Origin of the sequence: Ferrimonas sp. YFM, assembly GCF_030296015.1 — a bacterium.
Lineage (GTDB): Bacteria > Pseudomonadota > Gammaproteobacteria > Enterobacterales > Shewanellaceae > Ferrimonas.
This window is the reverse complement of sequence record NZ_AP027368.1, coordinates 2,802,924-2,829,298: the sequence shown is the minus strand read 5'-3', so window position 1 is coordinate 2,829,298 and position 26,375 is coordinate 2,802,924. Positions and strand designations below refer to the sequence as shown.

Annotated in this window: 26 protein-coding genes; 18 read left to right on the top strand and 8 right to left on the bottom strand. The window is 57.5% G+C overall.

Annotated elements, in window-relative coordinates; genetic code table 11:
* Positions 1-9: 9 nt before the first annotated feature.
* The gene (locus QUE41_RS13250; RefSeq protein ID WP_286339500.1) at positions 10-1,806 is read left to right on the top strand and encodes a hypothetical protein; all 1,797 of its coding nucleotides are present in this window, start codon (positions 10-12) and stop codon (positions 1,804-1,806) included.
* 395 nt (positions 1,807-2,201) lie between these two features.
* Here QUE41_RS13250 and QUE41_RS13245 read toward each other — a convergent pair whose 3' ends face one another.
* Together QUE41_RS13245 and QUE41_RS13240 are read right to left on the bottom strand one after the other, a co-directional pair.
* A complete protein-coding gene (locus tag QUE41_RS13245; RefSeq protein WP_286339499.1) occupies positions 2,202-3,992 on the bottom strand; it encodes a DUF3413 domain-containing protein in 1,791 nt (596 codons plus the stop codon).
* A 146-nt stretch (positions 3,993-4,138) separates the two neighbouring features.
* Positions 4,139-4,366: a DUF1414 domain-containing protein gene (locus QUE41_RS13240; RefSeq protein WP_286339498.1), complete on the bottom strand. Its 228-nt coding sequence runs from the start codon at positions 4,364-4,366 to the stop codon at positions 4,139-4,141.
* A 77-nt stretch (positions 4,367-4,443) separates the two neighbouring features.
* Between QUE41_RS13240 and yejK the strand changes: the two genes are divergently transcribed.
* The 4 genes from yejK to QUE41_RS13220 all read left to right on the top strand — a co-directional run bounded on the left by yejK (position 4,444) and on the right by QUE41_RS13220 (position 8,545).
* On the top strand, positions 4,444-5,466 hold the full coding sequence (gene yejK / locus QUE41_RS13235; protein ID WP_286339497.1) for a nucleoid-associated protein YejK: 1,023 nt from the start codon (positions 4,444-4,446) through the stop codon (positions 5,464-5,466).
* Between the two features lie 288 nt (positions 5,467-5,754).
* Complete coding sequence (locus QUE41_RS13230; RefSeq protein WP_286339496.1) at positions 5,755-7,125, top strand: YjiH family protein; 1,371 nt, start codon at positions 5,755-5,757, stop codon at positions 7,123-7,125.
* 226 nt (positions 7,126-7,351) lie between these two features.
* Positions 7,352-8,059 carry an SIMPL domain-containing protein gene (locus QUE41_RS13225; protein WP_286339495.1) on the top strand — a complete coding sequence of 236 codons (708 nt, stop codon included), beginning with the start codon at positions 7,352-7,354 and terminating at the stop codon, positions 8,057-8,059.
* Between the two features lie 12 nt (positions 8,060-8,071).
* Positions 8,072-8,545 carry a hypothetical protein gene (locus QUE41_RS13220; RefSeq protein ID WP_286339494.1) on the top strand — a complete coding sequence of 158 codons (474 nt, stop codon included), beginning with the start codon at positions 8,072-8,074 and terminating at the stop codon, positions 8,543-8,545.
* A 69-nt stretch (positions 8,546-8,614) separates the two neighbouring features.
* Here the strand turns inward: QUE41_RS13220 and QUE41_RS13215 are convergent, their stop codons facing one another.
* Entirely contained in the window at positions 8,615-9,961 is a 1,347-nt protein-coding gene (locus QUE41_RS13215) for a dihydroorotase (RefSeq protein ID WP_286339493.1), read from the bottom strand.
* Positions 9,962-10,097: 136 nt separating this feature from the next.
* Here QUE41_RS13215 and QUE41_RS13210 point away from each other — a divergent pair, with 136 nt between their 5' ends.
* From QUE41_RS13210 to QUE41_RS13195, 4 genes are all read left to right on the top strand, one after another.
* A complete protein-coding gene (locus QUE41_RS13210; protein ID WP_353506850.1) occupies positions 10,098-10,859 on the top strand; it encodes a M23 family metallopeptidase in 762 nt (253 codons plus the stop codon).
* A 184-nt stretch (positions 10,860-11,043) separates the two neighbouring features.
* Positions 11,044-11,277, top strand: a complete 234-nt coding sequence (locus QUE41_RS13205) for a hypothetical protein (RefSeq protein WP_286339491.1) — start codon at positions 11,044-11,046, stop codon at positions 11,275-11,277.
* A 58-nt stretch (positions 11,278-11,335) separates the two neighbouring features.
* Positions 11,336-13,090: a tetratricopeptide repeat-containing diguanylate cyclase gene (locus QUE41_RS13200; protein WP_286339490.1), complete on the top strand. Its 1,755-nt coding sequence runs from the start codon at positions 11,336-11,338 to the stop codon at positions 13,088-13,090.
* Positions 13,091-13,093: 3 nt separating this feature from the next.
* Positions 13,094-13,873: an SAM-dependent methyltransferase gene (locus QUE41_RS13195; protein ID WP_286339489.1), complete on the top strand. Its 780-nt coding sequence runs from the start codon at positions 13,094-13,096 to the stop codon at positions 13,871-13,873.
* A gap of 69 nt (positions 13,874-13,942) precedes the next feature.
* Here QUE41_RS13195 and QUE41_RS13190 read toward each other — a convergent pair whose 3' ends face one another.
* Positions 13,943-14,863, bottom strand: coding sequence for a polyprenyl-phosphate transporter (locus tag QUE41_RS13190; protein WP_286339488.1), 921 nt, complete (start codon positions 14,861-14,863; stop codon positions 13,943-13,945).
* 84 nt (positions 14,864-14,947) lie between these two features.
* On the opposite strand from QUE41_RS13190, the gene QUE41_RS13185 reads away from it, so the two are divergent.
* Positions 14,948-16,087: a MalY/PatB family protein gene (locus tag QUE41_RS13185; RefSeq protein ID WP_286339487.1), complete on the top strand. Its 1,140-nt coding sequence runs from the start codon at positions 14,948-14,950 to the stop codon at positions 16,085-16,087.
* Here QUE41_RS13185 and QUE41_RS13180 read toward each other — a convergent pair.
* Both QUE41_RS13180 and yfcE read right to left on the bottom strand, forming a co-directional pair.
* Positions 16,078-16,650, bottom strand: a complete 573-nt coding sequence (locus QUE41_RS13180) for a VOC family protein (protein ID WP_286339486.1) — start codon at positions 16,648-16,650, stop codon at positions 16,078-16,080. The genes QUE41_RS13185 and QUE41_RS13180 overlap by 10 nt on opposite strands.
* Positions 16,640-17,215: a phosphodiesterase gene (gene yfcE / locus QUE41_RS13175; RefSeq protein WP_286339485.1), complete on the bottom strand. Its 576-nt coding sequence runs from the start codon at positions 17,213-17,215 to the stop codon at positions 16,640-16,642. Before yfcE ends, QUE41_RS13180 begins: the two co-directional genes overlap by 11 nt.
* A gap of 174 nt (positions 17,216-17,389) precedes the next feature.
* On the opposite strand from yfcE, the gene QUE41_RS13170 reads away from it, so the two are divergent.
* The 5 genes from QUE41_RS13170 (at position 17,390) to QUE41_RS13150 (ending at position 22,122) form a co-directional block, all read left to right on the top strand.
* Positions 17,390-17,740: a hypothetical protein gene (locus tag QUE41_RS13170; protein WP_286339484.1), complete on the top strand. Its 351-nt coding sequence runs from the start codon at positions 17,390-17,392 to the stop codon at positions 17,738-17,740.
* Positions 17,741-17,827: 87 nt separating this feature from the next.
* Positions 17,828-18,280 carry a hypothetical protein gene (locus QUE41_RS13165; RefSeq protein WP_286339483.1) on the top strand — a complete coding sequence of 151 codons (453 nt, stop codon included), beginning with the start codon at positions 17,828-17,830 and terminating at the stop codon, positions 18,278-18,280.
* A gap of 47 nt (positions 18,281-18,327) precedes the next feature.
* On the top strand, positions 18,328-18,786 hold the full coding sequence (locus QUE41_RS13160) for an ATP-dependent zinc protease family protein (RefSeq protein WP_286339482.1): 459 nt from the start codon (positions 18,328-18,330) through the stop codon (positions 18,784-18,786).
* Positions 18,787-18,789: 3 nt separating this feature from the next.
* Complete coding sequence (locus QUE41_RS13155; RefSeq protein WP_286339481.1) at positions 18,790-19,668, top strand: carboxylate/amino acid/amine transporter; 879 nt, start codon at positions 18,790-18,792, stop codon at positions 19,666-19,668.
* 129 nt (positions 19,669-19,797) lie between these two features.
* Complete coding sequence (locus QUE41_RS13150; RefSeq protein WP_286339480.1) at positions 19,798-22,122, top strand: M48 family metallopeptidase; 2,325 nt, start codon at positions 19,798-19,800, stop codon at positions 22,120-22,122.
* A gap of 31 nt (positions 22,123-22,153) precedes the next feature.
* Here QUE41_RS13150 and QUE41_RS13145 read toward each other — a convergent pair whose 3' ends face one another.
* Positions 22,154-23,128, bottom strand: coding sequence for a GlxA family transcriptional regulator (locus QUE41_RS13145; protein WP_286339479.1), 975 nt, complete (start codon positions 23,126-23,128; stop codon positions 22,154-22,156).
* A gap of 104 nt (positions 23,129-23,232) precedes the next feature.
* On the opposite strand from QUE41_RS13145, the gene QUE41_RS13140 reads away from it, so the two are divergent.
* Positions 23,233-24,024 (top strand): MBL fold metallo-hydrolase, encoded by a 792-nt coding sequence (locus tag QUE41_RS13140; RefSeq protein WP_286339478.1) that lies wholly within the window; start codon positions 23,233-23,235, stop codon positions 24,022-24,024.
* Between the two features lie 263 nt (positions 24,025-24,287).
* Positions 24,288-24,680 (top strand): DUF3224 domain-containing protein, encoded by a 393-nt coding sequence (locus QUE41_RS13135; RefSeq protein WP_286339477.1) that lies wholly within the window; start codon positions 24,288-24,290, stop codon positions 24,678-24,680.
* A gap of 92 nt (positions 24,681-24,772) precedes the next feature.
* Here QUE41_RS13135 and QUE41_RS13130 read toward each other — a convergent pair whose 3' ends face one another.
* Positions 24,773-25,660 (bottom strand): LysR family transcriptional regulator, encoded by an 888-nt coding sequence (locus QUE41_RS13130; protein ID WP_286339476.1) that lies wholly within the window; start codon positions 25,658-25,660, stop codon positions 24,773-24,775.
* Between the two features lie 149 nt (positions 25,661-25,809).
* Here QUE41_RS13130 and QUE41_RS13125 point away from each other — a divergent pair, with 149 nt between their 5' ends.
* On the top strand, positions 25,810-26,352 hold the full coding sequence (locus QUE41_RS13125; protein ID WP_286339475.1) for a cytochrome b: 543 nt from the start codon (positions 25,810-25,812) through the stop codon (positions 26,350-26,352).
* Positions 26,353-26,375 lie beyond the last annotated feature (23 nt).

Genomic DNA, 26,375 nt, shown 5'->3' with positions numbered 1-26,375 from the left:
GCCTCAACAATGGAACAGCATGCCCAGCCAACACTGACCAGTGAGGCGGTGTTGGCTCAGCTTAACGGCGTGTCGCCCCTGCAGGCGAGCAGCGTTCTCATCGATCTTGAGCTCTATGAGCAGCGGGATTCTCTTGAGGTCCTTGAGTCTGTGTATCAGGAGTTTGAATCCAGATCCTCAGTGATGGATGAGCTGATCAAACCCATGGCGCTGAGTGTGCTCGACGGCATCATCAGCCACAAAGATCTCAAGCTCAATCGTACCGGCCTCTCCGCCACCCGGGTATGGAATGAGGTGCAGCAGTTTGATTATGGCGAGGGGGCGACCCTGAGCAACGACGCCCAGCAGTCCCGTCAACAGCTGGATGCCATGCGTCAGGCGCGACACTATGACGAGAAGGTGCGCGCCTCCATGACCAAGGAGAAAAACCGGGAACAGCACAAGGAAAATCATTTTGGTGGGGCTGCTCAGGGTTACAGCGACCTGGAAGTGAATGACGATGGCAGCAAGGTGCGGGTCTATCGCAAACAGGATACTGCCAAGGAGAAGGGCAGCTACTGGCGGGCGGTGGATACCGATCATGTGGTGCCGGTGAAGCAGATCAATGACCGCTACGCCAACAACGCCTTTTTGACCGAGAAGGACCTGGTGGCCATCACTGATGGTGACTTTAACCTGGTGGAGATCTCCAACCGCTTCAATCGTGCCAAAGGTGCGCGCAGTTTTTCGGAGCTGCAATCTCAGAAGCGCGCCCTGGAAGCCAAACAGGCGTCGGGCAAGCGTTTGACCTCAGACGAGAGAGACCGACTGGAAAAGCTGTCCCTTAACAGCGATGAGACCTATGACGCGTCGGTCAAAAAGCAGCGCCAGGCGGAGAAGGCGATCCATAAAAAGGCCCAGCACAAGGCGATGGAGAACCTGAAAGACAACAAGTGGGCCGTGTCCCAAAAAGCCGCCAAGCAGGCGGGGGAGCAAAGCGCTTACCAGGTCATAGGTCACGGCATCATCGCCATGATCAAGCCGCTGCTCCATGAACTTATGGATGCGGTGCGACACGGCTTTGCCGAAGGGGTAGGGGCTGCCACCGCCCTGGAGGGGCTGAAGGCGCGTATGGCCAGGCTGATGCGCTATCTGAAGCGGGAAGTATTGCCCACCCTGGTGCAGGGGGCGAAAGATTTTCTCAGCAACCTGTTCAAGATCCTGATTGAAGGGGTGTTGGGCCTGGTCACCGGCATGTTCAAGACGGTGATGAAGGTGATCTCCGAGGGCTTCTCCGCTCTGGTGGGAGCCGGCAAGATCCTGATGCAGCCCGACTCGGCCATGAGCCGGGCCCAGAAGGCCGATGCCATCGTCAAGCTGTTTGCAGCCACGGCGGCGGGTTTTGTCGTTTACTATTTTGAGGCCAGCATCCTGTCGGCGCTGCCCAAGGGCTTTATTAAGGACATTGCCCTGAGCACCTTAAGTGGAGTGGCATCTGTGGTGGTGGTGTATCTGCTGGACCAGGCCGACATCTTCTCCACCAAGGTTGAGCTGCGCTCCAAGCGGGTGGCGGAGATCTTTGAGCACAGGGTGGCGCAAATCAAGCTCAACACCGACGCCTTTGAGGCCACCGCAGTGACCAAGCTGGCTCAGGACAAGCTGGCCTTCATGGCCATCAGTGAGCAGATGAGGGGGCAGATTGATGCCGATGAGGATGTGAACCCGTCGGTGGAGGCGTTGGCACAGGCCTTCAACATTGAGCTGTCGGTGAAGGACACCGATGATTTTCTCAATCTGCTGGAGAGCAGTGACGCCCTGGTGGTGTAAAAGAAACAGCGAAGCGGTCTGTGGACCGCTTCGCTGTTGGCCTTCCATGGCCGGGGGATATTCAGTTTACCGCGGCCAGCAGGCTTAACACGGCGGCAGGGGCGATGGCGGCAAAGGCCACGGCGGCCCAGTCTACAAAGGACTGGTTATCTCTCTTGGACATAATGACTCCCGGAACAACAACAAACCCCAATCGGGGAGTAGGGGGCATGGAACACGCAATGGCGCGCTCATTCCTGTTCCACAAGCCTTAGTATCTGCGTCAAATCGCACCGCTATAATAGCCGAGCATTTCACTGGTGAGCATTCGGTTATTCTTTGGTTTAGACTCGGCGGGTTTCCTGCGACCGGACATAAAAAAGCCCCGCTTTGCGGGGCTTTCTGTCGACAGGGAATCAGTTGGCAAACAGCCGGCGATTCTCCTCCATCACCCTCAGCAGTATGGGGGCATCCAACTTGGCATCTCGGATGCGGTGGTGGCCATTGTCATACACCCGGTAGTCGCCATGCTTGTCAATCACTGTGGTGGAATCCTTGGTCTTGATAGCCACATAGCGGCGGTTGCCTGCCACCAGGAAGTCAAGAGTGGAGGGGGCGTACAGAGAGTCCCCCAGGCTGTACTCCGCAGGATTATTTCCGCAGCCCAGCAGATTGGTCAGCAGAGTCGGCGCCAGCGCATAGTGGCTGGTGGGGTAGTTGATCTGCTTACCCACATCCCCGGACCCGCGGATCATCAGTGGAACCTTTGTGGTGGCGTCGGAGAAGTTGCGGCTCAGGGTGTTGTGCAGGCTGGAAAACTCCTGGCCATTATTGCCGGTTACCATCACCAGGGTGCTGCTGTCCACCTTGGTCAGCAGTCGTGCCAACTGGCTGTCGAGGAATTTCAGCGAGCTGCGGTATTGATTGAACAGCACCGCCTGAGCCTCGTTGATATCCAGTTCCGGCTTCACCGTGGGCAGGCCCACGAAGCCCACAGGGGTGCTGTACACCGATGGTGCATGGTACTGAACCAGCATCGCCAGCTTGTTGTTGCCGGACTTCAGCAGCTCCAGGGCCTGATCCGTCGTCTGAATATCGCGCTGTGCCGCCGAGTCAAACGGTTGCTCCTGCTTCAGGGTAAAGTTCTGAAGTGCCAATTGGGTAGAGGGTTCCAGCTGGGAACCAGCCACACCCACGGCCACCAGGTTGTAGCCTTGGGCGGCCAGCTCCGTGGTCAGGACAGGAGACTTTTGGTCGGCCAGCAGCGAGGCCTCATAGGCGGGCAGCAACCCATAGAGCAGACTCCTGAGCCCCTGGCCAGCTTCATTGGAGCCACTATAGTGGTTCCTAAAGTCGTGGGTGCCCTGTGCCCACTCGCTGAGGAAGGGCATGGTCTCGGGCGTGATCATATCCCGGCGAAGGGCGTCGACAGTCACCAGCAGCACTGACTGAGTTGGAGCAGCGACACATTGCATCGGCTGAGTGGGGTAGGTCAGCTGCTTGGTGGGCTGGGCCGAGGTTTCCCGCTCCGCCAGAGTCTCCTCATCCACAATGCCGCGGCTGGCCATAAAGCTGCGAGCGGTGGCGGGGTAGTGAAGCGGTAACATCTCATCCTGCTGAACAATTGGCTGATAGACATTGGCATCGGCCCAGATGTGCAGCAGGTGGCTGCCCAGGAACAGGCTGATCATCACAGTGGCAATCTTGCCGCCCCAGGAGCGCCGTGCCAGTCGCTCGATTCGTTTCCATAAGCCGTTGGCCAGTAGCAGCTGCAGCGCCAGCATGGCTGCCGGCGCCACCAGCAGCCAGGGGTTGCTGATTAGCTTGGGCAGATCGGCGAAGGAGATATCGAACACAAAGGGGTTGAGGTGCAGCCGATAGTGGTCGAACACCAGAATGTCATACACCAGCACCATATGGGCCAGGGTGGCCATGATCGCCGCGTAGCCCCGCAATATCTTGGAGTAGGGCAGAATCAGGCTGATGGGGAACAGCAGCAGCAGATAGAGCAGAAAGCTGATAAACGAGAAGTGACCCACCAGGGTGATCACTGAATAGAATTGGGCAAGCAGGGTATCCGGCCAGCCCAGCAGCTTCACATAGCGAACTGCGATGATGGCGGCCAGCAGGCCATTAATAAAGGCAAACCAGTGACCCCAGGTTACCAGGCGGGAGACTTTGTCCCTTTGCAGATCGGTTGCGTGCATGGATGTGGCAGTATTCCTTATTAGGAGCTCATATCCTAAGCGGAAACAAGACGCTATACCAGTAAACTGGTGTAAATCCTGCCTGTTTTGGAGGATAGACACCTAAAGGGAGGGAGGTGACCCAGGATAGGGTCACCTCTCGGGCATCAGGCGTCGTGACGGCTGTCGACGGAGGCGAGCAGGGCCTGACCAAACTGTTCGGCCAGACGCTTGCGGGCGCCGGGAGCCACATCACGGTTGATGATGTCGGTGGCGCAGTTGCCCAGCACCATCAGGGCCAGATCGGTAGGGGTCTGGTTTTTCTCCAGAACGACAAGCAGCTCGTTCAGCAACTTTTCCACCTGGTCGTTGCTGTATTTGGACAGAATAGCCATGGCTTTTCCTGTTATGTTGATTCAAAGGCGCAGTATAATAGCCGATCTGTGCGTGAACCACTAACACCAGGAACAAGATGATTAAGATTGATCAGGCGATTCTGCATGCGGTGCAGAGGGACGGCGAAGGCCAGCTGCGTTGTAAGTTGCGTCCACAGCCTCTGGAGCAGTCCGACGCCCTGGACGAGCTGCTCGGCGAGTTGCACCGTCTCTATACCGCCAAGGCGGGCAAAGGATATGGCTACTTTGGTGTGCCAGAGGGAGATGGCGAGGCCAATGAAGCGTTTTCTGACGCCCTGACCCAGTGGCATACCGGCAACCTGGGCTTTGTGGAGTTCAGTGGCCAGGCAGGCAAGCTGCTGGAGGCGGAGCTGGGGAAATACGATTTTGCTCAGGGCGGCTACCTGCTGCTGGCATCCTACAATCACATCGCCTGTGACTACCTGTTCGTGGCGCTGATGTCCCCCAAGCCAAGTGTGTCTGTGTCTCAGGAGATGGAGGTTCACGGCAGTGAGCACCTGGACCTGTCCAACCTGCAACTGGCGGCGCGCATCGATCTCAGCGAGTGGCGGGCCGACCCCTCCTCCAAGAAGTACATCTCCTTTATCAAGGGACGGGCAGGGCGCAAGGTTGCCGACTTCTTCCTCGACTTTATGGGATGCGTTGAAGGGGTGAATGCCAAGAACCAGAACAAGGAGCTGGTGCAGGCACTGGAAGACTACGTGGCCACCACCGATCTGGACGCCGATGAGCGCCAGCAGTGTCGTGATGCGGTGTTCGATTACTGTAAGACCCAGATAAGCTCCGGCGGTGAAGTGCAGCTCAAGGACATCGCTGATGAGTTTTCCGATCGCGGGGCCGAGGAGTTCTATCAGTTTACCTCGGCCGGTGAGTATGATCTGGAGGAGACCTTCCCTGGGGATCAGAGCACCCTGCGTCAGTTGAAGAAGTTCTCCGGAACCGGTGGCGGTGTCTCCGTCTCCTTCGATGCCCATCACCTGGGTGAAAGGGTGGTCTGGGACCAGGTCAATGACACCATCACCATCAAAGGTGTTCCGCCAAATTTGCTGGATCAGTTGCAAAGACGCTTGAAAGCGTGAGCCTGATCGCATAAAAAGGGCCTCGTCGTTAAGACGGGGCCCTTTTTGTTTCTGGGATGTAAAAAACCAGATCGGTAACCGTTTGCCCAAAAAGCGAATTTATATTCAATTCGTCCCTTAATTGGCTTTTTGTGCTCATATTTATGCATAAAGCCAGAATTTATATTTTACAATGTGGGTGGCATCGGCTAACCTGCGCACCAATCGCATAGGCGAACCTAAATTCCAGGTGAGCCGGTTGGTAAGCACAGCCGGTGTTCATCAGATAAAAATTACAAGGCAACACACATGCATAAGCACGCAACCGACGACAATCAGGTGAAAACCAGCAGAAACCTGATGCTGTTCTTGCTGCCCTCCCTGTTGGGGGTACTGCTCTTTATGACCCCGGTGATCTACGAAGAGGGGCTGACCATTCCCATCGCCATTCTGGCCAACGGCCTGAAAGCAGTGATTGGTGATGCTCTGCCCAATGTGGTCGCAGCCGTGGTGATCCTCATGGGCATCGCCACCACCGTGGTGAAGCTGTTCAAACCCAAATTCGTTACCGGCAGTGGCTTCCTCAACAGCCTGCTGAACGTCAGCCCTCTTTGGTTTGTCACTCGCCTGGCCGGTGCCATCTTCGTGGCCATGGTGGTAACCAAGACCGGCCCTGAGATGATCATCAGCGGCGATACCGGCACCTTTGTCTTTGGCGACCTGCTGCCTACCTTGTTTGCAGTATTCATTTTCGCCGGCCTGCTGCTGCCCCTGCTGACTCACTTTGGTCTGTTGGAACTTATCGGTACCCTGTTGACCAAGATCATGCGCCCGGTATTCAACCTGCCTGGCCGCTCTGCCATCGACTGTCTGGCCTCCTGGCTCGGGGACGGCTCAGTAGGCATCCTGATGTCCAGCAAGCAGTATGAAGACAAGTTCTACACCCAGCGTGAAGCGGCGGTGATTGGTACCACCTTCTCCGCGGTGTCCATCAGCTTCTCTCTGGTGGTGATTGCCCAGGTGAAGCTGGAGCACCTGTTCGTGCCTTTCTACGCCACCATCTGTTTGGCGGGTGTCGTCGTGGCCATCATTGTGCCTCGTCTGCCGCCTCTGAGCCGCAAGAAAGATCTGCTGATTGACGGCAGCGTTCGTGCCGCCGACGCCGAGATGATTCCTCAGGGTCACAACGTTCTCTCCTATGGCTACCTGAATGCCCTGAAGACCGCCGATCGCATCGAAAACCCTCTGGACGTGGTGAAAGAGGGGATCAAGAACGCCGTGGATATGGTGTTTGGTATCCTGCCGGTGGTGATGGCTGTCGGCACTCTGGGCCTGGTGATCGCGGAGTACACCCCCCTGTTTGCCTGGATGGGAGCGCCCTTTGTCCCTCTGCTGGAGATGCTGCAGATCCCCTTCGCTCAGGAGGCGTCTGAGACCATGGTGGTCGGCTTCGCGGATATGTTTATCCCCTCCATCATCGCAGCCGGCATCGACAACGAGATGACCCGCTTCGTGATTGCAGCGATGTCGGTGACTCAGCTTATCTACATGTCTGAGGTCGGCGCTCTGCTGCTGGGCAGCCGCATTCCAATCAATGTATTCGAGCTGTTTGTGGTCTTCCTGCTGCGCACCCTGGTCTCTCTGCCGGTGATTGCAGGCATGGCCCATCTGGTGTTTTAAGACAGAGTCATTTTGAAAAAGCCGGTGGAAACACCGGCTTTTTTTGTTTTTGCACCTCAGGGTCGCTTTGGTAAGGTGTGTAACGGACGCGCAGGTTGAATGACACAAACCACAAAATAATGCGTGCCGGTTTAGCTGACCTTTTTCGTCCGCTGTCAGGCGAAAGCCAGCGTATTAAACCAAAACTTATTACAATTATTAATACTACTTACTTTGGAGGGTAGGGATGTCCAATCGGTCCTCATTGATCCTAGGCATCTCTCTTGCGGTAGCTATGGCCCTAGCAGCGGTCATTTTAAGTCAAGGGATACAACAGTTTAAGTTATTGGATCGCACCGTGGTGGTGAAGGGGCTGGCGGAGCAGGAGGTGCCGGCCAACATCGCCATCTGGCCAGTGAAATTCTCATCTGCCGATAATGACCTGACTGAGGTCTACGACGCACTGGAGCGTCAGGCCGAACAGGTCAGAGCCTTTCTGCTGTTGCAGGGGTTCAGCGATGGCGAGATCACCCTGAGTACCCCAAGCGTCACCGACAAACTGGCACAGAGCTATGGCCCTGAGAGCTCGCCACTGAGATACAGTGGCAGCATGACCCTGACCATCTACACCGACAAGGTGGACCTGGTTCTGGGCGCTCGCCAGCAGCTGTTTACCCTGGCCAAACAGGGGGTGAACCTGTCCTCAGAGGACTACAACGCCCGCACCGAGTTCCTGTTCACCGGTCTTAACGAGCTCAAACCCGTCATGATTGAGCAGGCCACCCGCAACGCCCGCGAGGTTGCTCAGCGTTTTGCAGAGGACTCGCAAAGCAAATTGGGTAAAATTCGTCGCGCTCAGCAGGGCATTTTCTCAATTCGTGACCGGGATTCAACAACACCACACCGTAAAAAAGTTAGAGTGGTGTCCACAGTTGAATACTATTTGGTCGATTAAGGGAGGGGAGCCATGAGAATTTTTGTTTTAGCCTTTGTGCTGGCCCTGACCGGTTGTGCGTCGGCGCCTTACACTCCACAGACGCTGGATGCCCACCGGGTTGTGGAAGGGGTGAGTGCCGATGAGTTCGAGCTCTGCTTCAAGGTGCCTGTAGGCCAACATCTGGCGGGCCCTGTGGTCTCTACCGTGACCTATACCGATGAGCTGGGTGAGGAGCAACAGGTGGTGCTGTCTATGGAGTACGCTTCAAAGAGCTACCTGCCCGCCCTGAAAGGCATTTTGATGTTCCGTCATCCGGAGTATGAGTACCATTTCCGACTGACTCCGCACTCCCAACAGGTGTGGACCGAGTTGCAACAGCAACTGAGGCGCACCGCAGGTCGTGCCGAGCTCAAGCCCTATCCGGAGAACGGTATGTGGCATCACGAAGATGCGCCAAAGGCCGTGGCCGAGAAGAAGGGAATGGAAGCCGGCCTCAAGCTCTGAGCTCATCGAACCAAAAGAAACGCCGGGCATTGCCCGGCGTTTTTGTACTTATACCAACCGCAATTGGCCTTATCTGTTGAAACTCAGCCTCTGACCTACCGGCTCGGAGATCACCGCCTGGCCGTCATAGGCCATCACACCGCCGACCCAGGTGGCGGCAATGGTGGAGCGGAAGGTGTAGCCTTCGAACGGGCTCCACTGGCACTTGTAGAGCAGGTTGTCCTTACTGACCGGATAGGGTTTCTCCAGATCAATCAGCACCAGATCTGCGTGGTAGCCCTCGCGCAGATAGCCGCGCTCCTTCAGGTTGAAGCGCTCGGCGACCGCATGACTGGTCTTTTGAACCACAGACTCCAGGCTCAGCACACCATCGTGGACATGCTCCAGCAGAGAGAGCAGGGCATGTTGCACCAGAGGCACGCCGGATGGCGCCTTGAAGTAGGTGTTCTGCTTCTCTTCCCAGGTGTGAGGGGCGTGGTCGGTGGCGATGACATCGATGACGTCGCGCTTGACCGCGTCCAGCAGCGCCTGACGGTCGCGCTCGGTTTTCACCGAGGGGTTGCACTTAATCTGGGCCCCCAGGGTGTCGTAGTCCTTGTCGCTGAAGAACAGGTGATGGACACAGGCCTCGGCGGTGATGTTGGCCGTGGCCAAGCTGTCCAGGCTCTTGTTGGCTTCGAACAGGGCCAATTCGTCTGCGGTGGTGATGTGCAGTACGTGCAGGCGAGTGCCGTGGGCCTTGGCCAGCTCTATGGCCATCTTGGTGGATTTGATGCAGGCTTCCCGGGAGCGGATCTCACCGTGAAGCTTCATGGGCACGGCTTCCCCATACTTGGCCCTGGCGGCTTCCTCATTGGCATCGATCATCGGGGTGTCTTCGCAGTGAGTCACCACGGGTACCTTGGCACTGGCGAAGATCGCCTCCAGGGTATCGCGGTTGTCCACCAGCATGTTGCCGGTGGAGGCTCCCATGAAGATCTTGATGCCGCATGCCGCCTGGGGATCCAGGTTGCGAATGTCTTCCAGGTTGTCGTTGGTGGCGCCCAGATAGAAGGCGTAGTTGGCCACGGACACCTCGGCGGCGCGGGCGTATTTGGCTTCCAGGGCGTCGGCGTTGGTGGTCTGGGGGTTGACGTTGGGCATCTCCATGAAGCTGGTGATGCCGCCGGCCACCGCCGCCCGGGACTCAGAGAGGATGTTGCCCTTGTGGGTCAGGCCGGGCTCGCGGAAGTGAACCTGGTCGTCAATCATGCCTGGGATAAGCAGTTTGCCTTCCGCGTCGATGATCTGCGCGTTTTCCGGGGCGTCGATCTCCGGGGCAATCTTTTGGATGCGACCGTCGGCGATCAGCAGATCGCCCTGTTGACGGATCCCTTCGTTCAGCAGGGTGGCGCGTTTAATCAGTGTGATACTCATGGGCCGCTCTTATGCTCTTGTTTGGGTACAGACGCCGCCTATAATAGCGGATTGGATCTACCTTCGCCTATAAGGATGTGACATGTTCCGCAGTCTGAGCCTTGTTTTCTTTTCTCTTTTTACTATTTCTAATGCGTTGGCCCTGGAACTGAAAGACCCCCTGACTCAGGGATCTCTGGTGCGGGCCAAGGTGGAGCCAGGCAGCCAGGTCACCTTGAACGGCCAGCCGGTTCGAGCCGATGCCGAGGGGAACCTGGTGTTTGGTTTTGGCCGGGATGCCGAGCTTGAGCATAAGGTGGTGGTGACTTCTGCCAATGGCGAGGCCACCGAGTTTCCCCTGACCCTGACCAAGCGCACCTATCGGGTGCAGCGTATCGAGGGGATAGCCAAGCGCATCATGGAGCCCAAACCGGAAGACATCGCCCGGGCTCGCCAGGACAGTGCCCAGGTGAAGAGGGCCAGGGCGGTGGACTCGGACCGAATTGACTGGCAACAGGCCTTTATCTGGCCTCTGACCGGCCCCATCACCGGCGTCTACGGCAGTCAGCGGGTGTATAACGGAGTGCCCAAACGTCCTCACTTTGGCGTGGACGTGGCGGCGCCCACCGGCACCCGGGTGGTGGCCCCGGCGGACGGAGTGATCACCCTGGCGGTGCCCGACATGTTCTACTCTGGTGGCACCCTGATCATCGACCATGGCTATGGGGTCTCCTCCTCCTTTTTGCACCTGTCCCGCCTGTTGGTGAAACCCGGCGATGAGGTACGCCAGGGGCAGGAGGTCGCCGAGGTGGGCGCCACGGGCCGGGTCACAGGCCCCCATCTGGACTGGCGCATCAACTGGTTTGGTCAGCGGCTGGACCCTCAGTTACTGGTTCCAGAAATGGCTGAAAAACACTGATTTTTTCGACAGATGTTACAACTTAGCGGTTGTGGCATCTGTCCTCTCCTGCTAGCATCCAAGATTCGGGGTAGCCAGTGAATCTCTCTGGGTTCAATGGTAAATCGGATTGATTTATTTCAACAAATTCGATGAAGTGGCTCCGATAAACCTATCCTTATCCTGATTACACAAGGAGAGTGTGATGACTAATGAAGCACAGAAACTACTGATTAAGCTGGGCCTGGATGCTGATCTGGCAGAGCGTTTTTCGGTTTCTCCCGAGCTGGTGTGCGATGAGCTGAAGCTCGACCAGGAGAGCCGCGATCAGATTCTTCAGCTGAGTGAAGACGGGGATGACGACAAGACCATTCCTTTCTCCACCACCTGGGTAACCTGGATTACTCTGCCCTCCATGGGTGCCGGTAAACAGGGCTGACCTGAGCGTTTTTATTGGGGGAGCTGCTCCCCCAATACTCTGTTCCAGTGAGTGGACCATGCCATTGCAGCTTATTTCTCTTCTTCTGACCCTTCTCCTGTCGACCCTGGCCATTGCTGAAGAGACAGTAGCAACCCCCGCCCCCGGCTCTACCGAGGCGAAAATTGTCGAGCTGGAACAGATGTCCCGCCAGCAGCCCACCCTGGCGCTCAAACAGGCGGAGAAGCTGCTCGAACGCTTCAACTATCTGAAACCACAGCAGTTATGTAAAACCCTGCAGCTGGCTGCTTTAAGCCATCTTGGGCTAGGGGAGAACCATAACGGGCTGCGCCGGGCCAAGCGTGCGGCGGAGTGTGCCGAGGAACTGGGGCTCTATGGCGAGCTGGTGTACAACCTTAAGTTGCAAGCCATCGCCTCCCATCACCTGATGGAGGAGGTCGAGGCCTTTGGGCTTTACCTAAAAGCGCTGAAATACCTTGATAAGGTTGATAATGACCAGCGCAAAGCCGACATCCTTATGTCCGTGGCCAATGTCTACATCAGCATTGGCGATCCGGAGCAGGCCCTGTTCTACGCGGAGCGGGCCAAGGCCACCTATCAGGGGGATCCCTCATTCGATTGCCTGAACACCATGGTGGTGCTCAACATTCATCAAATTCAGGGCAACCGTGAAGAGATTGAGCGGGCCCACGGTTTGGCCGACGAGGTTTGCCTGAATCTCGATAACATCTACATGGTGATTGCCGCGCTGATTCAACAGGCGCAGGCGGACCTGGAGATCGGCAACAATGAACGGGCCTTGACACTGTTGAACCGTGCATGGGAGATGCAGCTCAAGGGCAACATCGAGCTCAACCTGGGCGCCCTGTTTTACAACAAGGCCAAGGTGCTGGTCACCCTGGAGCGCTACCAGGAGGCGCAACAGGTGATTGAGGAGTTCTTTGGACGTTTCAGTGGTACTCAGACTCCGGCAATGGAGGAGAATTTCGAGTCTCTGCAGGCGGAGGTGGACCTGGCTCTGGGGCGTTATGAGCAGGCGGCCAAGCATTATCGTAAGGCGTTGAAGGCACAGCAGGAAGCGGCCGAGAAAAACAACAACATTACCCTGGCGGTTCAGAAGATTCAGATGGACTCATTGCAGCATCAGGCCCAGGTGAAAGAGGCTCAGGCGCTGCAGAAGGCCCATGAAGCCGAGCTTGCCAAGGAGAAGGCTCGCAGTAAGAGCTATATCGCGGTCAGCGCCGCGGTCGCCTTTGGCATCGTCGGCATGGCCCTGGTGAATCGCCGTATGGGCCGCAGCCGTAAGTTATACAAGGACCTTGCCCATTTCGATGGCCTTACCGGTCTGTTCAGCCGCTGGTTCTGGCTGCAAAGCGCCGAGCGTCGTTGTGCCAGCCTCGACCCGGCCACCCCGGCGTCGGTTATCCTGCTGAGAATCGATGAGCTCAGAGCCCTTAACCTGGAGCATGGCTACAGCGTAGGGGATGGCGTGTTGCAGCGGGTGTCTGCCGAGCTCAAGGCGATAAAGCCTGAGTCCGCCATACTGGGGCGGACCGGAGGCAATCAGATTGCCCTGCTGCTGCCCGATTTGTCGCGTCCTGCGGCGGCGGCGCTGGCAGAGCAGATTCGCTCACTCATTGAATCATTGCCGACCGACGAGATGGATCTTAAACGGGGCATTACCGCCACCTTGGGGGTGTGCGGCTACAGTCGCCAGCGCGATTTGAACGAGCTGGTTCTCAAGGCCGACAAGGCCTTGGATGAGGGTCGCCAAGGAGGCGGCAACCAAGTGTTTGTATTTGAGGGAAGCTAAAAGATGAAACAGGGACGTTTAGACATTGTGGGGTTGGGCATCAACATTCCCCGTCATACCACCATGTTCACAGAGAGTCTGATCCGTAATGCCGACAGGGTATTCCATCATGTCACTCACCCGGTGGCACAGGAGTACATGGATCAGCTCAACCCCAACAACCACTCACTGCACCGCCATTACACCGAGCAGGAGGACAGGCCAAGGGCGTATCATGCCATGGCCGATGAGGTGGTCAGCGCCGTGGCTGCCGGTGAGAGGGTGGTGATGGCCCTCTATGGCCACCCCAGGGTCTTTGCCGTGGTCCCCAAGTTCTGCATAGAGCAACTGCAGGAGCTGGCCCTGCCGGTCACCATGCATCCGGGCATTGGCGCCGATGCCTGCATCTATGCCGACCTGAATCTGGACCCGGCCGAGCCGGGGATCTGCCATGTGGAAGCCAGCCAGTTTCTGTTCTACAAACTCGAGCCTATGTTGCAGTGCCATCTGGTGCTGTGGCAGGTCTCCATTGCCGGTGACACCACCTTCACCACCATTCAGCGCAGCCAGAAAGAGGAGCGTCAGAGGCTGGTGGACAAGCTTAGGCGCTGGTATCCGTCGGATCATCCGGTGTGCCTGTATGAGGCGGGCATCACTGCCCTACACAAGGGCCGTCAGGAGTGGATAGAGCTTAAGGATCTGGCTGAAGCTCATCTGAACCCCTGGACCACCGCCGTGCTTCGTCCCTGCAAAGGACTCGAAGTGGATGAGGAGTTTCTCGACGCCGAGCAGTTGCAAGGCTGATCTTCGCAACAGCTTAGAGTGAAAAAAGCCCGGGAGTGACCCGGGCTTTTTTGTCTGATTCCAGTTGTGTCAGCCTTTGTGCTCGCCCACCTTCTCCAGCACCAGTACCAGGACAAACCCTACCGCAGCGCAGGCCAGGGCCAGCATCAGCTGGTTGGATTCACCGGTGATCTGCTCAAACTGGCTGGGCAGCAGATTCTCCTGCAGCAGGGGCACCTGGTCACCCTTGGAGTTGGTGCGCCAGGTGAGGGTCTGCTTCCAGGGCCAGATTTTGCCCAGGGTCCCGATCAGCAGGCCAGTCAGGAATGCCAGTGTCTGGGTATGGAACCTGCGCAGCAGGAAGGAGAGCACGTGGGAGAAGCTCAGGATCCCCAGCACGGTGCCACTCAGGAAGATGGCGATGATCACCAGGTCGCGCTCATTCACCGCGCCCAGTACCGGGCCGTAGAGCCCCAGTAGCAGCAGGATGAAACTGCCGGAGATGCCGGGCAGGATCATGGCGCAGATGGCAATCATGCCGCCCAGCAGGATGTTCAGAGGCGTGGGATCCAGGGCCAGGGGGCTGGCCACAGAGATAAACCAGGCCAGGCCTATGCCCACCGCCAGGGAGATCAGCTGTGTGGGCCCCCAGCGGCCAATCTGCTTGCCGATATGAAGAATGGACACCAGAATCAGTCCAAAGAAGAAACTCCAGATGGCGATGGGGTGGTCGGTGAGCAGATAGGAGATCACCTTGGCCAGACTGACGATGGAGAGGCCAATACCCGCAATCAGGGTAACCAGGAAGGTGGCATTGACGTGGGTCCAGGCCGCCTTGAAGCCGTCACGGCGGATCATGCCGATCAGTCTGGGGTTGATGCGGCGAATGCTCTCCAGCAGCAGATCATAGATGCCGGTGATAAAGGCGATGGTGCCGCCGGAGACGCCAGGCACCACATCGGCGGCGCCCATGGCCATCCCTTTCAGGAAGGTTTTGAAGTCCAATCTCATTAACTACGCTGTATCTGTTTGAGTTTGACGGCATTATAGGTCGAGTATGTGGAAAAGTCGTGTATCGGGAGTTCAAACAGGCCCATGAGTTTCGAAAGATTGATCGACAGGCGTCGAAGCGACAGCCTCAAGTGGCAAAAGTATCAGGACGCAGACGTGTTGCCCCTTTGGGTGGCGGACATGGACTTCGCCATTCCAGCCGAGGTGACCCAGGCAATGAAGCAGAGGCTGGAGCACGACATCTTCGGCTATGGGGTGCTGTCCCAAAGCACCAAGCAGACCCTGTGCCGCTGGCTGGAGCAGCGCTGGCAGGTGCAGGCGACCCCGTCACAGTTGGTGACCCTGCCTGCGGTGGTGCCTGGCCTCAACTTTGCCATCGAAGCGATGGAATGCACCGACATCGGCTTCTTCTCTCCCATCTATCCTCCCATCCGTCAGGTTGCCCAGAACCTGGGAATTAAGGGGCGGGCCTTCGAGATGGTGGTGGAATCGGGGCGTTATCAGATGCCTCTGGAACAGATAGAGCGAGCGGCCAAAGAGGGGATGCAGGCTCTGCTCCTGTGTAATCCTCATAATCCGGGAGGCACCATCTGGCGTCAGTCTGAACTTAAAGCGCTGCTGGAGCTGGCCCGACGTTATCGGTTGCTGCTGGTGAGTGATGAGATCCACGGTGACCTGATTCTGCCCGGCCACCGCCACCACTCCCTGTCGGAATTGGCCTCTGAGGAGGACGCGGTGATCACCCTCGTCTCCGCCGGCAAGAGCTTTAACCTGGCGGGACTGCCCATCGCCTTCGCCCTGGTCAAACAGGGAGAACTGCGTCGTCGTCTCAAGGGCACCCTGGCGGGCCGCTGCGCCACCCACAACGTGTTGGCGGCGGTGGCCATGGAAGCGGCGTTTGACCGCTGTGCCCCCTGGTTGGAGGAACTGACCACCTATCTGGGAGAGAACTGGGCGCGCATCGAATCTCGTCTCGGTGGCATTGAGGGGGTCACTTTGATGCAGCCCGATGCCACCTACCTGGCCTGGATAGATTGCCGGGGTCTCGGGTGGGAGGAGGAGCCCTCCAAGGTGTTCACCCAGTACGGGGTAGGATTGTCCTGTGGCAGTGAGTTTGGTGCGCCGGGCTTTGTCAGGCTGAATTTTGCCTGTCCGGAAAAGACGCTGAATGAGGCCCTGGACCGTATGGTCAGGGCCCTGTCAGAGTATCAGGCTCACCCCTGAGGGGCGCGGTGGCCTATCACTTCACGGATGTCATAGGGGTGCAGCTTGATGGTCAGCGGCCCCTGCTTGAATGACACCGTGGGGTTGGCCAGAGGCTCGTCATCGGCTTTGGAACCGCTGGTTTTCACTTCGATGTCCAGGGTGCCGTCGGCAATCACCGGCCATTTTGCGGTAACCACCGGCAGCTTACGCACTTCGGTCAGCATCTGTTCGGCGGTTTTGGCGCCGCAGGGCAGCACAAACTCGATGTGCTCCCAGCCATCGGGGCGCTTGCGTCCATCGGGGAAGGGTAGTTCGATCACTTCCACGTCCCATTCCCCCACCTTAAGTGGTTCATTCAGTTCAATCAGGTAGATGGGGCGGCCGTTGATCACCTTATCGGAGATCACCTTGCCGCGCTTGCGCAGATGGTTCAGCAGATGATCGGCATCCGCCTTCTCGGTCACCCTCAGGGCGATATGGTCCACCGTCAGAGCCGCCTTTACCAGCCCGAGGCGGTTGGCGAACATGGTGATGTTGTGGCCAAACTCCGGGAGTTTGGCTAGCAGTTGTTCAATATTCATCGATGGCCGCCTGCTCTATGGTGTTGCCGTCCAAGTCCATGACTGTGAGAAGTGTACCATCAAAATGACCCAGGCTTGGGGCAAAGCCCCCCTTGGGCAGGGTGACGGAGCCGGGATTGAACATCAGCCTTCCCTCCTGCCAGCGGGCCATGGGGATATGGGTGTGACCGAAGCAGATGATGTCCCCCTGTGCCAGAGGCGGCAGTTTGCTGTCGTTCCACAGGTGGCCGTGGGTAATGAAGGCGCGTTTGTTGCCCAGCAGCATATTGGAGTAGTCCGCCAACAGCGGGAAGCTGCACAGCATCTGGTCCACTTCGCTGTCGCAGTTGCCCCGAACGGCCAGGATCCGCTCTGCATGCTGATTCAGCAGCTCAGCGACCTGGGGAGGATTGTACCCCTCCGGCACCGGGTTTCTTGGGCCATGGTTAAGGATGTCACCCAGCAGCACCAGGTGTTGGCAATTCAGTTTGTCCGCCCATTCTAGGGCCTTCTCCAGGGCCGGCAGGCAACCGTGAATGTCAGAGATAAACAGCATCAGTGAGACTTCATTCTTGGTAGGGTTCATCGAGTGTAACTGCCCCCTGTTCACATGACCAGCCAAGAGCCGCTTAAGGGTTTCAGCCTGTGAACTCTTCGAACAATTTCGCTCAAAACTGCGGATTTTCTGCGTTTTCATTCCCCATAAGCTAGGGTAACGTCAAAGAACAACCCTAAAAATAGATGGTCGAGGAGGGAGCCTATGAGCAGTACCGAGAAGCATCCGTTGGATGCAGGACCACTGGAGGGGCGTGCTCAGGTGGACCAGGAGGTGACCAGTGGTGCCGTGGCCGATATGTGGCTCTGTCTGCTGACCAACTTGGAGCAGCATGAGGTCAACGCCCTGGGGGAGTGCAACATGGCCCTGGCCTTTGATCTGGAGTTGGCGGTTCGGGTGGCCGAGCGCGAGTGTCAGCCGGTGGCCTCTGTAATGGGAGAGGTCCTGGCGTTCTACAACGACAAGCTGGCATTGTCTCTGGACTGCGATGAGCTGGCCCCCAGGCTGGCGGTCAGCGCCAGTCGGCAACGTCGAGGCGGCTCCCAGTTGCATTGATGCCTGGATCACTCATTGAAGGCGCGCCACTGGCCATATTTCAGTGGCGGCGCTACGCTGTGATCCCCTGGCTTGTGCGGTGCGCTGATGTTACGCAGATTTTTGATTGTTATCCTTTTTTTTCCGCTGGCACTGAGGGCTGCCACTCTGCCGCCGTTGGCCGGCGAGGATCAGTTCGGTCAGCCCTGCGCACTGAGCAGTGACACCCGCCTGTTGCTGTTTTCCCACGATAAGGCGGGCTCCCACCTGGCCATGGAGGCCATAGCGCGCCTTTGGCCCGACGGGGATGCCCCCATGCAACTGGTGGTGGACACCAGGGATGTTCCCGGCTGGGTGATGAGCTGGTTTATGCTCCCCAAGCTACGCAGACACAACACGCCATTGTGCCTGGATGAGCAGGGGGTGATGACCCGGGCGCTGTTGCCTGAAGAGGGGCAGGTGCTGCTCATCGGCCTTAACAACCTGAGCATCGAGGAGCAGAGCGGTTTTACCGATATCGATGCCCTGGCCGAAGCCCTGGAGCAGATCCCCCGCTCCTGACAGGTTATAGTGTAAGTCACGGATTTTTCTTAGATGGAAGGATGCCGATGCGTTTCGCTGTCTGTCTGCTGTTGCTGAGCCTGTGGGGGAGTCACGTCATGGCAAAAGAGCTGGTGGCCGCCGTTGAGCGGGTGCACCTGGGCCCTGGGGCCACCGACTTTCTGGCCAGGGTGGATACCGGTGCCGCCATCTCCTCGCTTCACGCCACTAACATTCACCTGCTGCAGAGTGGAGACCGGCAACAGGTGCGCTTCGTGACGGAAAACCGACGTGGCGAGCAGTTGACCCTGACGCTGCAGGTGGTAGACACCATGAAGGTACGCTCCGCCCAGGGCAGCGAAAGGCGGTATGTGGTGTTGTTACCGGTGAGCTTTCGTGGCAGCCAGAGAACCATCAAGGTTAACCTCAAGGATCGGGGCCATATGAGCTATCGTTTGTTGCTGGGCCGGAACTGGCTCAGTGGTCACTACCTGGTGGATGTCGATCGGCCCACCTCTCCGGAGTAACCCTTGTCTTACCTGATTTTTGTCACCCTGCTGTGGGCGTTTTCCTTTAGCCTTATCGGCCAGTTTCTGGCGGGCCAGGTGGACCCCTGGTTTTCCGTGTGGTTTCGAGTATTGCTGGCGCTGCTGGTGATGTTGCCCTGGTTGAATCTGCGCCATCTTAACCCAGCATTAACCGCTAAGCTGTTGGCCATCGGCGCCTGTCAGTTGGGGGCCATGTACGGGTTTTACTATCACGCCTTCGAGTTCCTCTCAGTGGCTGAGGTGCTGCTGTTTACCGTGCTGACTCCTGTGTACGTCACCCTATGGTACGACTGGCTTTGTGGCCGTTTCTCGCCTTGGTATCTGTTGACGGCGGTGCTGGCGGTGGCCGGAGCCGTGGTGATCAAGTACACCGGTGTCGAGGGCGACTTCCTGACGGGCTTTCTGATTGTGCAGGGGGCCAACCTCTGCTTCGCCATCGGCCAGGCCAGCTACAAGTGGCTGATGGAGAGAGAGCCTCAGGACCTGCCACAGCATCAGGTGTTTGCCCTGTTCTATCTGGGGGCCTTTATGGTGGCTACCCCAGCACTGCTGCTCTTCGGCAATGCCGAAAAACTGCCTGAAACCCAAGTCCAGTGGGGCGTGCTCATCTGGCTGGGAGCGGTGGCTTCCGGAGCCGGATACTTCCTGTGGAACAAGGGGGCGACCAGGGTGGATGCCGGCGCCCTGGCGGCCATGAACAATTTGCTGGTGCCCGCAGGCTTGCTGGTCAATCTGCTCATCTGGGAGCAGAACCCGGACTGGCCAAGATTGCTGGCTGGCGGCGCAGTGATACTGTTCTCCCTTTGGTTTAATGAAGCCTGGGTGAAGCCAAGGGTGGAGGCCAGAACCACGGGGACATAATCCGGTGGCCGCCCACTCAGTTCGTTATGTAATCAATTGATTTATCATCGATAAAAACCTGATGGCCTCGGATTACTTTCCGGCAATTTTTGCATAGAGTAACTGCTCTTATCTAAGGGAGCGCACTTCATGCCGCAGAGTTTTCACTATCCGCAAAGCCCGGGCAATGTCCCAGATGGGCTGACCGAGGCCAGTGCCAAATACAGAATGCAGGCCTGGCTGGCGATGACCGGCTTACTGGCTTTCATCCTGGTTTATTTCGCCATGGCATTCTGTTTCGGCTTTATCGCCTATGGTAATGCCGTCTCGTTCCTGTCCGGAGGCGGTCCCTTCGCTGCCTTGATCTCCGCTATGGCGGGACTGATCACCCTGTTCATGGCCAAGTCTTTGTTCACTGTCCGGCGTTCTGGCAGCGTAGGGGGCGAGGAGGTGACCGCGGAAGATGAGCCGGTGCTGTTCGAGTTTCTGCATACCCTGGCGGATGAGATTGGTGCCCCGCGGCCCCACAGGGTGTTCATCACCTCGGAGGTGAATGCCGCGGTATTCTACGATCTCTCTTTGATAAACCTGATTTTCCCCACCAAGAAGAACCTGGTGATTGGCCTGGGCCTGGTGAATGTGCTGAACCTGGGCGAGTTAAAGGCAGTATTGGCCCACGAGTTTGGTCACTTTGCTCAGGGTTCAATGGCGGTGGGTCGCTGGGTCTATGTGGCCCAGCAGGTGATCTCCCACATGGTGGCGGTGCGGGACTGGCTGGATAAGGTGGTGAGGTTTATCTCCAGGGTGGATCTTCGTGTGGCCTGGATAGGCTGGATTCTCTCTCTGGTGATCTGGTCCATTCGCTCTTTGATGGACACTCTGTTTCGGGTGGTGGTGATCGCCGAGCGTGCCCTGAGTCGGGAGATGGAGTTCAATGCGGATCTGGTGGCGGTGTCGGTCACCGGCAGTGATGCCCTGGTCAACGCCCTGTACAAGCTGCAGGCGGCCGACGAGGCCTGGCAGGAAACGGTGGATCTGGTGTCCAGTCAGGCGCGCAGTGGCAAACGCATCGATGATCTGTTCCAACTGCAGAGCCAGGCGGTTGAGGCCATTGGCCGGGTGCTGAATAACGACTCATACGGCAGTGTGCCATTGCCTCAGCAACAGGATGCCAGTCAGCACCGGGTGTTTTCCCAAGAGGTGGCGATGCCGCCGCAGATGTGGTCCACCCACCCGGGCAACCGGGATCGTGAAGACAACGCCAAGTCTCAATACATCGCGGCCCAGATCGACGATCGCTCTGCCTGGACCGTGTTTGCGGACGCCGACGCCTTGCGGGAGCGCATCAGTGATGGCCTCTATGTGGCGGACAAGGTTGGTGAGATGGAGGAGGTGGTCGCCGAGCAGGTGTTGGCTCAGCGCTATGACCGCCCCTCATTTTCACCGGAATATCGCGGTACCTACCTGGCGCGCAGCCCCTTTAGAAGCTTCTCCAACCTGGATGCACTGCTCCAGAGCAGTTCTGTGGCCCAGTTGGACAACCAGGTGTTTGGTCAGCTCTACACCGACGCCGTTGCCCAGCAGCTCGAGCGTGCCCGAAAGCTGGAGGTTGAGCGCCAGACCCTGCAGGCCTTGGCTTCGGGCAACCTGGAGCCCTCTGGTGGGATCATTCGTCATCGGGGCAAAGAGATCAGCAGAGACGCTATTCCCAAGGCGATGGCACAGATTGCCAAAGAACATAGTGAGGTGCAGGCTTCCCTCAAACGTCACGACGCCAATTGCCGCCAGGTCCACCTGTTGGCGGCGCAGCAGCTTGACGCCGGCTGGCACCAGTACCTGAAGAGCCTCTGTCACCTGCTGCATTGCAGCGATCACCTGAGAGCGGCGGCCCACAACGAGTTGGCGCTGCTGACCAATACCTGGCAGGTGATCACCGCCGACGGTCAGATTGGCTACTTCGAGAAGCGGCGCATTCTGAAGGTGTGTCAGATCATCCAGGACAAGATGCGAGACATCTCACAGGCTGCCCTGGCGATAGAGCTGCCAGCGGTCGTCGCGGAACGGTTAGGCGTTACCGACTGGGACTCCGAGTTCCCCGCCTTTACCCTGAGTGACGTGGACAAGCACAACTGGCCGGACTGGTGCCAGGCGGCCTCGGAGGCGATTGAGGCCTGTCAGCAGGCGATGGCGCTGATCTATTCCGCTTCCATCGATGGCTTGCTGGAGGCAGAAGCGCTGGTGAAACAGCACTACGTTAATGGTACCCCGCTGCCCAAGGCTCCCTTGTCAGGCGCCTGCCCTGAGAGTTACCCCATTCTGCTGCCAGGCGACGAGCATGTGTTGCAGCGCAAGTTGGACCTGTGGAACCGTTTCCAGCTGGCCCATGGGGTTGGTCCCACTTTGATGCGACTGGCGGTGTCCCTGGCAGTGGTGGGAGGCACCATCTGGTGGGGACTCTTGGGCAGTCACCTTTAACCCCGGTCATTGAGTGGCGGCTGTTGGCTGCCTATCTCTCCTTGTCTCCCCCAAAGGTGGCGCGCCACTGTGAGGGGGAGACGTCAAAGGCGGCCTTGAAGTGCTTTCGATAGACACTCTCGGAGCCGAAACCGGCCAGCTCCGCCACCTGAGCGATGGAGCGCTCACCCTTCTCCAGATACTGCTGGCTCAGCTTCAGTCGTTGGGTCAGCAACCACTCTCCAAAGGTGCAGCCGTAACTTGCCTTGAACTGACGGGTGAAGGTGCGCCGGCTCATGGCGCAGCGTTTCGCCATGGTCTCGATACTGTGGGACTGGTTCAGCTCCTGTTCCACCTGCTCAACCACCTTGCTGACACTGGTGGCCTGCTCCGGTCTGGGGGCGATGGGGGAGGGGATGTACTGCTGCTGTCCGCCGGAGCGAAATGGCGCAGTGACCAGAACCCGGGCCAGTTGACTGGTGACATCACTGCCACAGAAGCGTCGCACCACATGCAGGCAACAGTCCAGGGAAGCGGCGGTGCCGGCAGAGGTGATCAGCTGTGGGTGCTCGATGAACAGGGGTTGGCTGTCGAACGTGACTTTGGGAAAGCGCTGACTGAATTGCTCCACAAAGGCCCAGTGGGTGGTGGCGGTTTGGCCATCCAACAGTCCGGTCTCGGCGATCACAAAAGCGCCCAGGCAGAGGCCCACCAGCAGGGCGCCTCGCTGATGGGCGCTCTTGAGCTTGTCAATCAGGGGTGTTGGTGGGGGCGGAAGAGCATTGGGCCAGCTGGGGATCACTATGATGTCCGCGCAGTCTATGGCGTCTATTGACCGGTTTATCCTGACAGCGAATCCCGAACTGGTCTCCAGGTTCGGGCCTTCCGGGCTACAGATGGTCAGATCGAACGGGCAGGGTTGGCCCAGAAAGCCATCTTGAAACACCAGGCAGGGGACGGACAGATGAAAGGCGCTGATGCCGTCAAAGGCCACCAGGGCGACCTTGAGTGGGGTGGTGGTAGTCATGTTGGCCCGATTTGAGCGATAGGTGTCCTTAAGGCAAGTGTTGCACAAATGGTCCTGACTGCATACTGGTTCCTGTCAGAGATAACCCAGCCCGAGAGGAACCCATGAGAATTCACCACCTGCGCAGTGCCACCTTTGTGATTGAGTCTGGTGAGCGTTTCATATTGATTGACCCCATGCTCAGCGCCAAAGGGGCATTGCCGCCATTTTCGGTGATGCGGTTCAGGGCACAAAAGAACCCTACTGTGGATCTGCCATCCAATGCACAGGCCATCCTGGCGAAAGTGACTCATGCGCTGATCACCCACAGCCAGACCTTCGGGTTTAAGCCCCTGCAGCACAGCGACCATCTGGATGCGCCTGGAGAGGCGTTTCTCACCCAGGGCAATATTCCGGTGGCCACACCTGCCAAAGACAAAGCCTATTTGGAAAAATACGGCATCAATGTTGAACAGGGAGTTGGCGACTGGCAAACCGTAGACTTTGCCGGGGGTAAGCTGACGGCAGTCCCGGCTCAGCATGGTCATGGCTGGATCCATACCATGATGGCCAATGGCTGTGGTTTCGTCCTGGAGTTGCCCGGCGAGCCGTCTATCTACATCAGTGGCGATACCGTGCTGACCGATGAGGTGAAACGTGCTCTTAAAGAGCTTAAGCCGGAGATTACCGTGGTCGCCGCCGGTCAGGCACAGGTGGACATGGGCCAGCCGCTGCTGATGCCCACCGACGAGGTGATGGAGTTCATCAGGCTGTCACCAGGCCGGGTGGTGGCCAACCACATGGAGGCCCTGAACCACTGCCCCGTCGACCGCCCCATGCTTAGGCGCGCCCTGGAGTCTCAGGGGCTCAGCCACAAGGTGCTTATCCCGGAAGATGGCGAGGTGCTCGAGGTGTAACTCAACTTGACTGGAAGGCCCACTCTTTATCGCCATCAAGGGTGGGCTTCTAGGTGCTGTCACCGGATTACCGACACCTTCCTAAACAAGACTCCCATCTTTAACGAGCCCTTCCTAAACAAGACACCCACCTTTTAAGGTGTATTAAAACAATCGCTTAGCTCGGCTTGCTTGTTTGTTGGCCATGTTTGCCTGTATACCTAATGAGATGAGTAGGCAGGAATGCCTGAGCCTAATGTGCCGCTAGTAACCGTGGAGAACCTATGAAAGTTTCTGGACAGTTTGATGTGACACTCGACCCCATGGACAGCTATGCCGAAGGGACGGCGGGTGCTGTACTCGGACGCATGTCCATCGACAAGGTGTTTCATGGCGAGCTGTCGGCGGTCAGCCGCGGAGAGATGCTCAGCGTGATGACTCCGGTGAAGGGCTCAGCAGGCTACGTGGCGATTGAACAGGTGGTGGGCTCGCTCTCCGGCAAGCATGGCAGCTTTGTGTTGCAGCACTTTGGGGTGATGGCCGACGGCTCCGATCGTTTGATTCTGGAGGTGGTGCCCAACTCCGCCACCGGCGAACTGGCGGGACTGTCAGGAAAGATGGCCATCCGCATCGAGGAGGGGCAGCACTTTTATGACTTTGAGTTCCAATTGGCCTAGACTCCTGACCTTCACTTATCGCCTTTCAAAAGGTGGGTGTCTCGATAGTGCAAAGGTGGGTGTCTCGATAGTGTTTGTGCAGAAAGCTAATTTTATTGGTGCAAGGTATCAGCCAGGAAGTCTACGAAAGCCCTCACTTTTTTTGATACCAGCTTGGTGTGCGGATAGACGGCATACAACCCGACACCGGAAGGGGTAAACTCATCGAGAATACTCTCCAGCTGGCCCTCTGCCAGAGCCTGTTTAACCATGTAAGTCGGTGCCATAAACACGCCGAGGTTATTGAGGGCGGCATTCATCAGCAGGTGCCCGGTGTCAGAGAACAGGTTGCCACTCACTTTGACGTGGAACTCCTTGCCCTCTGAGTCGAGAAACAACCAATTGTTTGGGTGTTGTCCCTGGGAATAGATGAGGCAGTTGTGCTTCACGAGGTCGCCAGGATGGATGGGGCGACCATGCACGTCCAAATAGGCCGTTGATGCGCAAAGGTGAAATCGGCAAGGCATCAGTTTACGGGCAATGAGGCTTGAGTCCTCCAGAGTACCCACTCGAATCGCTAAATCGATCCCCTCTTCCACCAAGTCAACGAAGCGTCCGGTAATGCTGATGTCCAGCTCAAGTTTCGGGTACTTGCGCTGGAACATGGGTAGCACATCACTCAGCAAAGAGATCGCCATGCTTTCTGGGGCCGATATTCGCAACCTGCCTTGAGGTTCGCTCTGCAAAGGCAGTACGGATTGTTCCGCTTCGTAAGCTTCAGTCATGATTCTTTTTGAATAGCTGGCAAACATCTCACCCGCCTGAGTCAGGTGCAATCGTCGCGTAGTCCGCTGAAGCAGCTGCACTCCCAGGTGTTGTTCTAACGCCGACACCTGTTTACTGACAACGGGTTTGGAAATGCCCAGTGCCTGCGCGGCTGCGGTAAAGCTGCCATGTTCGATCACTGCTGAGAAGGTTTCCAGATAGGGAAGAATCGACATATTAATCAAATTTAAGAAACAATCATTTTCTGTTTAGCATGTTTATGCGTCCCGGGCAACCATATACGCTGTTCTAAAGCCTATGCCCTGTAACCTGGCAACAGGGAATTAGGTGAACTCAGTACTGGTCATCCGTTGGGAGAAACACCATGTTGAAAAATACCCCCCATACCTACGGCATTGTTGCCAAGCTCTTTCATTGGTTGCTCTTCTTGATGCTGCTCTCTTCCGTTGTCATGGGGAACCTGCTTGCCGAGATGCCCAAAGGTGCTGAAAAGATGCAGGCGGCGGGCATGCACAAGTCGTTTGGAGCCGTGCTGTTGGTGCTGATCTTTCTGCGTTTGCTGTGGCGGCTGGTTAATCCTCAGCCCCGGCTGCCGGAAGGCACCACCACCAGGCAGGCAATGCTTGCCAAGGGCATGCACCTTCTGTTGTATCTGTTGATGTTTGGTCAGCCACTTTCAGGAATCCTGATGTCTCAGGCCAGCGGCGTGCCAGTGAGTTTCTTCGGTTTGTTCGAATTCCCCGTTTTTATGGCGCAGAGCCCAGAGGTGACGGAGCTTTTCCGTGGCATGCACGGCACTGTTTGGATTTTGCTGGTCCTGGCGAGCCTCGGGCACATAGGTGCGGCTCTGCACCACCACTTTATTAAGAAGGACAATGTCCTTAAACAGATGACCGTTGGCGCCTAAGCGGCAGTGTGGAGTCCAATCAG

Bases quoted from the DNA above. Each gene is read 5' to 3' on its own strand.
- QUE41_RS13220 (WP_286339494.1), top strand. From the start codon at position 8,072: ATGAGAATTTTTGTTTTAGCCTTTGTGCTGGCCCTGACCGGTTGTGCG.
- QUE41_RS13140 (WP_286339478.1), top strand. From the start codon at position 23,233: ATGAGAATTCACCACCTGCGCAGTGCCACCTTTGTGATTGAGTCTGGT.
- QUE41_RS13245 (WP_286339499.1), bottom strand. From the start codon at position 3,992: ATGCACGCAACCGATCTGCAAAGGGACAAAGTCTCCCGCCTGGTAACC.
- QUE41_RS13130 (WP_286339476.1), bottom strand. From the start codon at position 25,660: ATGTCGATTCTTCCCTATCTGGAAACCTTCTCAGCAGTGATCGAACAT.
- QUE41_RS13180 (WP_286339486.1), bottom strand. From the start codon at position 16,650: ATGAATATTGAACAACTGCTAGCCAAACTCCCGGAGTTTGGCCACAAC.
- QUE41_RS13170 (WP_286339484.1), top strand. From the start codon at position 17,390: ATGAGCAGTACCGAGAAGCATCCGTTGGATGCAGGACCACTGGAGGGG.
- QUE41_RS13125 (WP_286339475.1), top strand. From the start codon at position 25,810: ATGTTGAAAAATACCCCCCATACCTACGGCATTGTTGCCAAGCTCTTT.
- QUE41_RS13215 (WP_286339493.1), bottom strand. From the start codon at position 9,961: ATGAGTATCACACTGATTAAACGCGCCACCCTGCTGAACGAAGGGATC.
- QUE41_RS13150 (WP_286339480.1), top strand. From the start codon at position 19,798: ATGCCGCAGAGTTTTCACTATCCGCAAAGCCCGGGCAATGTCCCAGAT.
- QUE41_RS13230 (WP_286339496.1), top strand. From the start codon at position 5,755: ATGCATAAGCACGCAACCGACGACAATCAGGTGAAAACCAGCAGAAAC.
- QUE41_RS13190 (WP_286339488.1), bottom strand. From the start codon at position 14,863: ATGAGATTGGACTTCAAAACCTTCCTGAAAGGGATGGCCATGGGCGCC.
- QUE41_RS13135 (WP_286339477.1), top strand. From the start codon at position 24,288: ATGAAAGTTTCTGGACAGTTTGATGTGACACTCGACCCCATGGACAGC.
- QUE41_RS13195 (WP_286339489.1), top strand. From the start codon at position 13,094: ATGAAACAGGGACGTTTAGACATTGTGGGGTTGGGCATCAACATTCCC.
- QUE41_RS13200 (WP_286339490.1), top strand. From the start codon at position 11,336: ATGCCATTGCAGCTTATTTCTCTTCTTCTGACCCTTCTCCTGTCGACC.
- QUE41_RS13250 (WP_286339500.1), top strand. From the start codon at position 10: ATGGAACAGCATGCCCAGCCAACACTGACCAGTGAGGCGGTGTTGGCT.
- QUE41_RS13225 (WP_286339495.1), top strand. From the start codon at position 7,352: ATGTCCAATCGGTCCTCATTGATCCTAGGCATCTCTCTTGCGGTAGCT.
- QUE41_RS13160 (WP_286339482.1), top strand. From the start codon at position 18,328: ATGCGTTTCGCTGTCTGTCTGCTGTTGCTGAGCCTGTGGGGGAGTCAC.
- yejK (WP_286339497.1), top strand. From the start codon at position 4,444: ATGATTAAGATTGATCAGGCGATTCTGCATGCGGTGCAGAGGGACGGC.
- QUE41_RS13185 (WP_286339487.1), top strand. From the start codon at position 14,948: ATGAGTTTCGAAAGATTGATCGACAGGCGTCGAAGCGACAGCCTCAAG.
- QUE41_RS13145 (WP_286339479.1), bottom strand. From the start codon at position 23,128: ATGACTACCACCACCCCACTCAAGGTCGCCCTGGTGGCCTTTGACGGC.
- QUE41_RS13205 (WP_286339491.1), top strand. From the start codon at position 11,044: ATGACTAATGAAGCACAGAAACTACTGATTAAGCTGGGCCTGGATGCT.
- QUE41_RS13165 (WP_286339483.1), top strand. From the start codon at position 17,828: ATGTTACGCAGATTTTTGATTGTTATCCTTTTTTTTCCGCTGGCACTG.
- QUE41_RS13240 (WP_286339498.1), bottom strand. From the start codon at position 4,366: ATGGCTATTCTGTCCAAATACAGCAACGACCAGGTGGAAAAGTTGCTG.
- yfcE (WP_286339485.1), bottom strand. From the start codon at position 17,215: ATGAACCCTACCAAGAATGAAGTCTCACTGATGCTGTTTATCTCTGAC.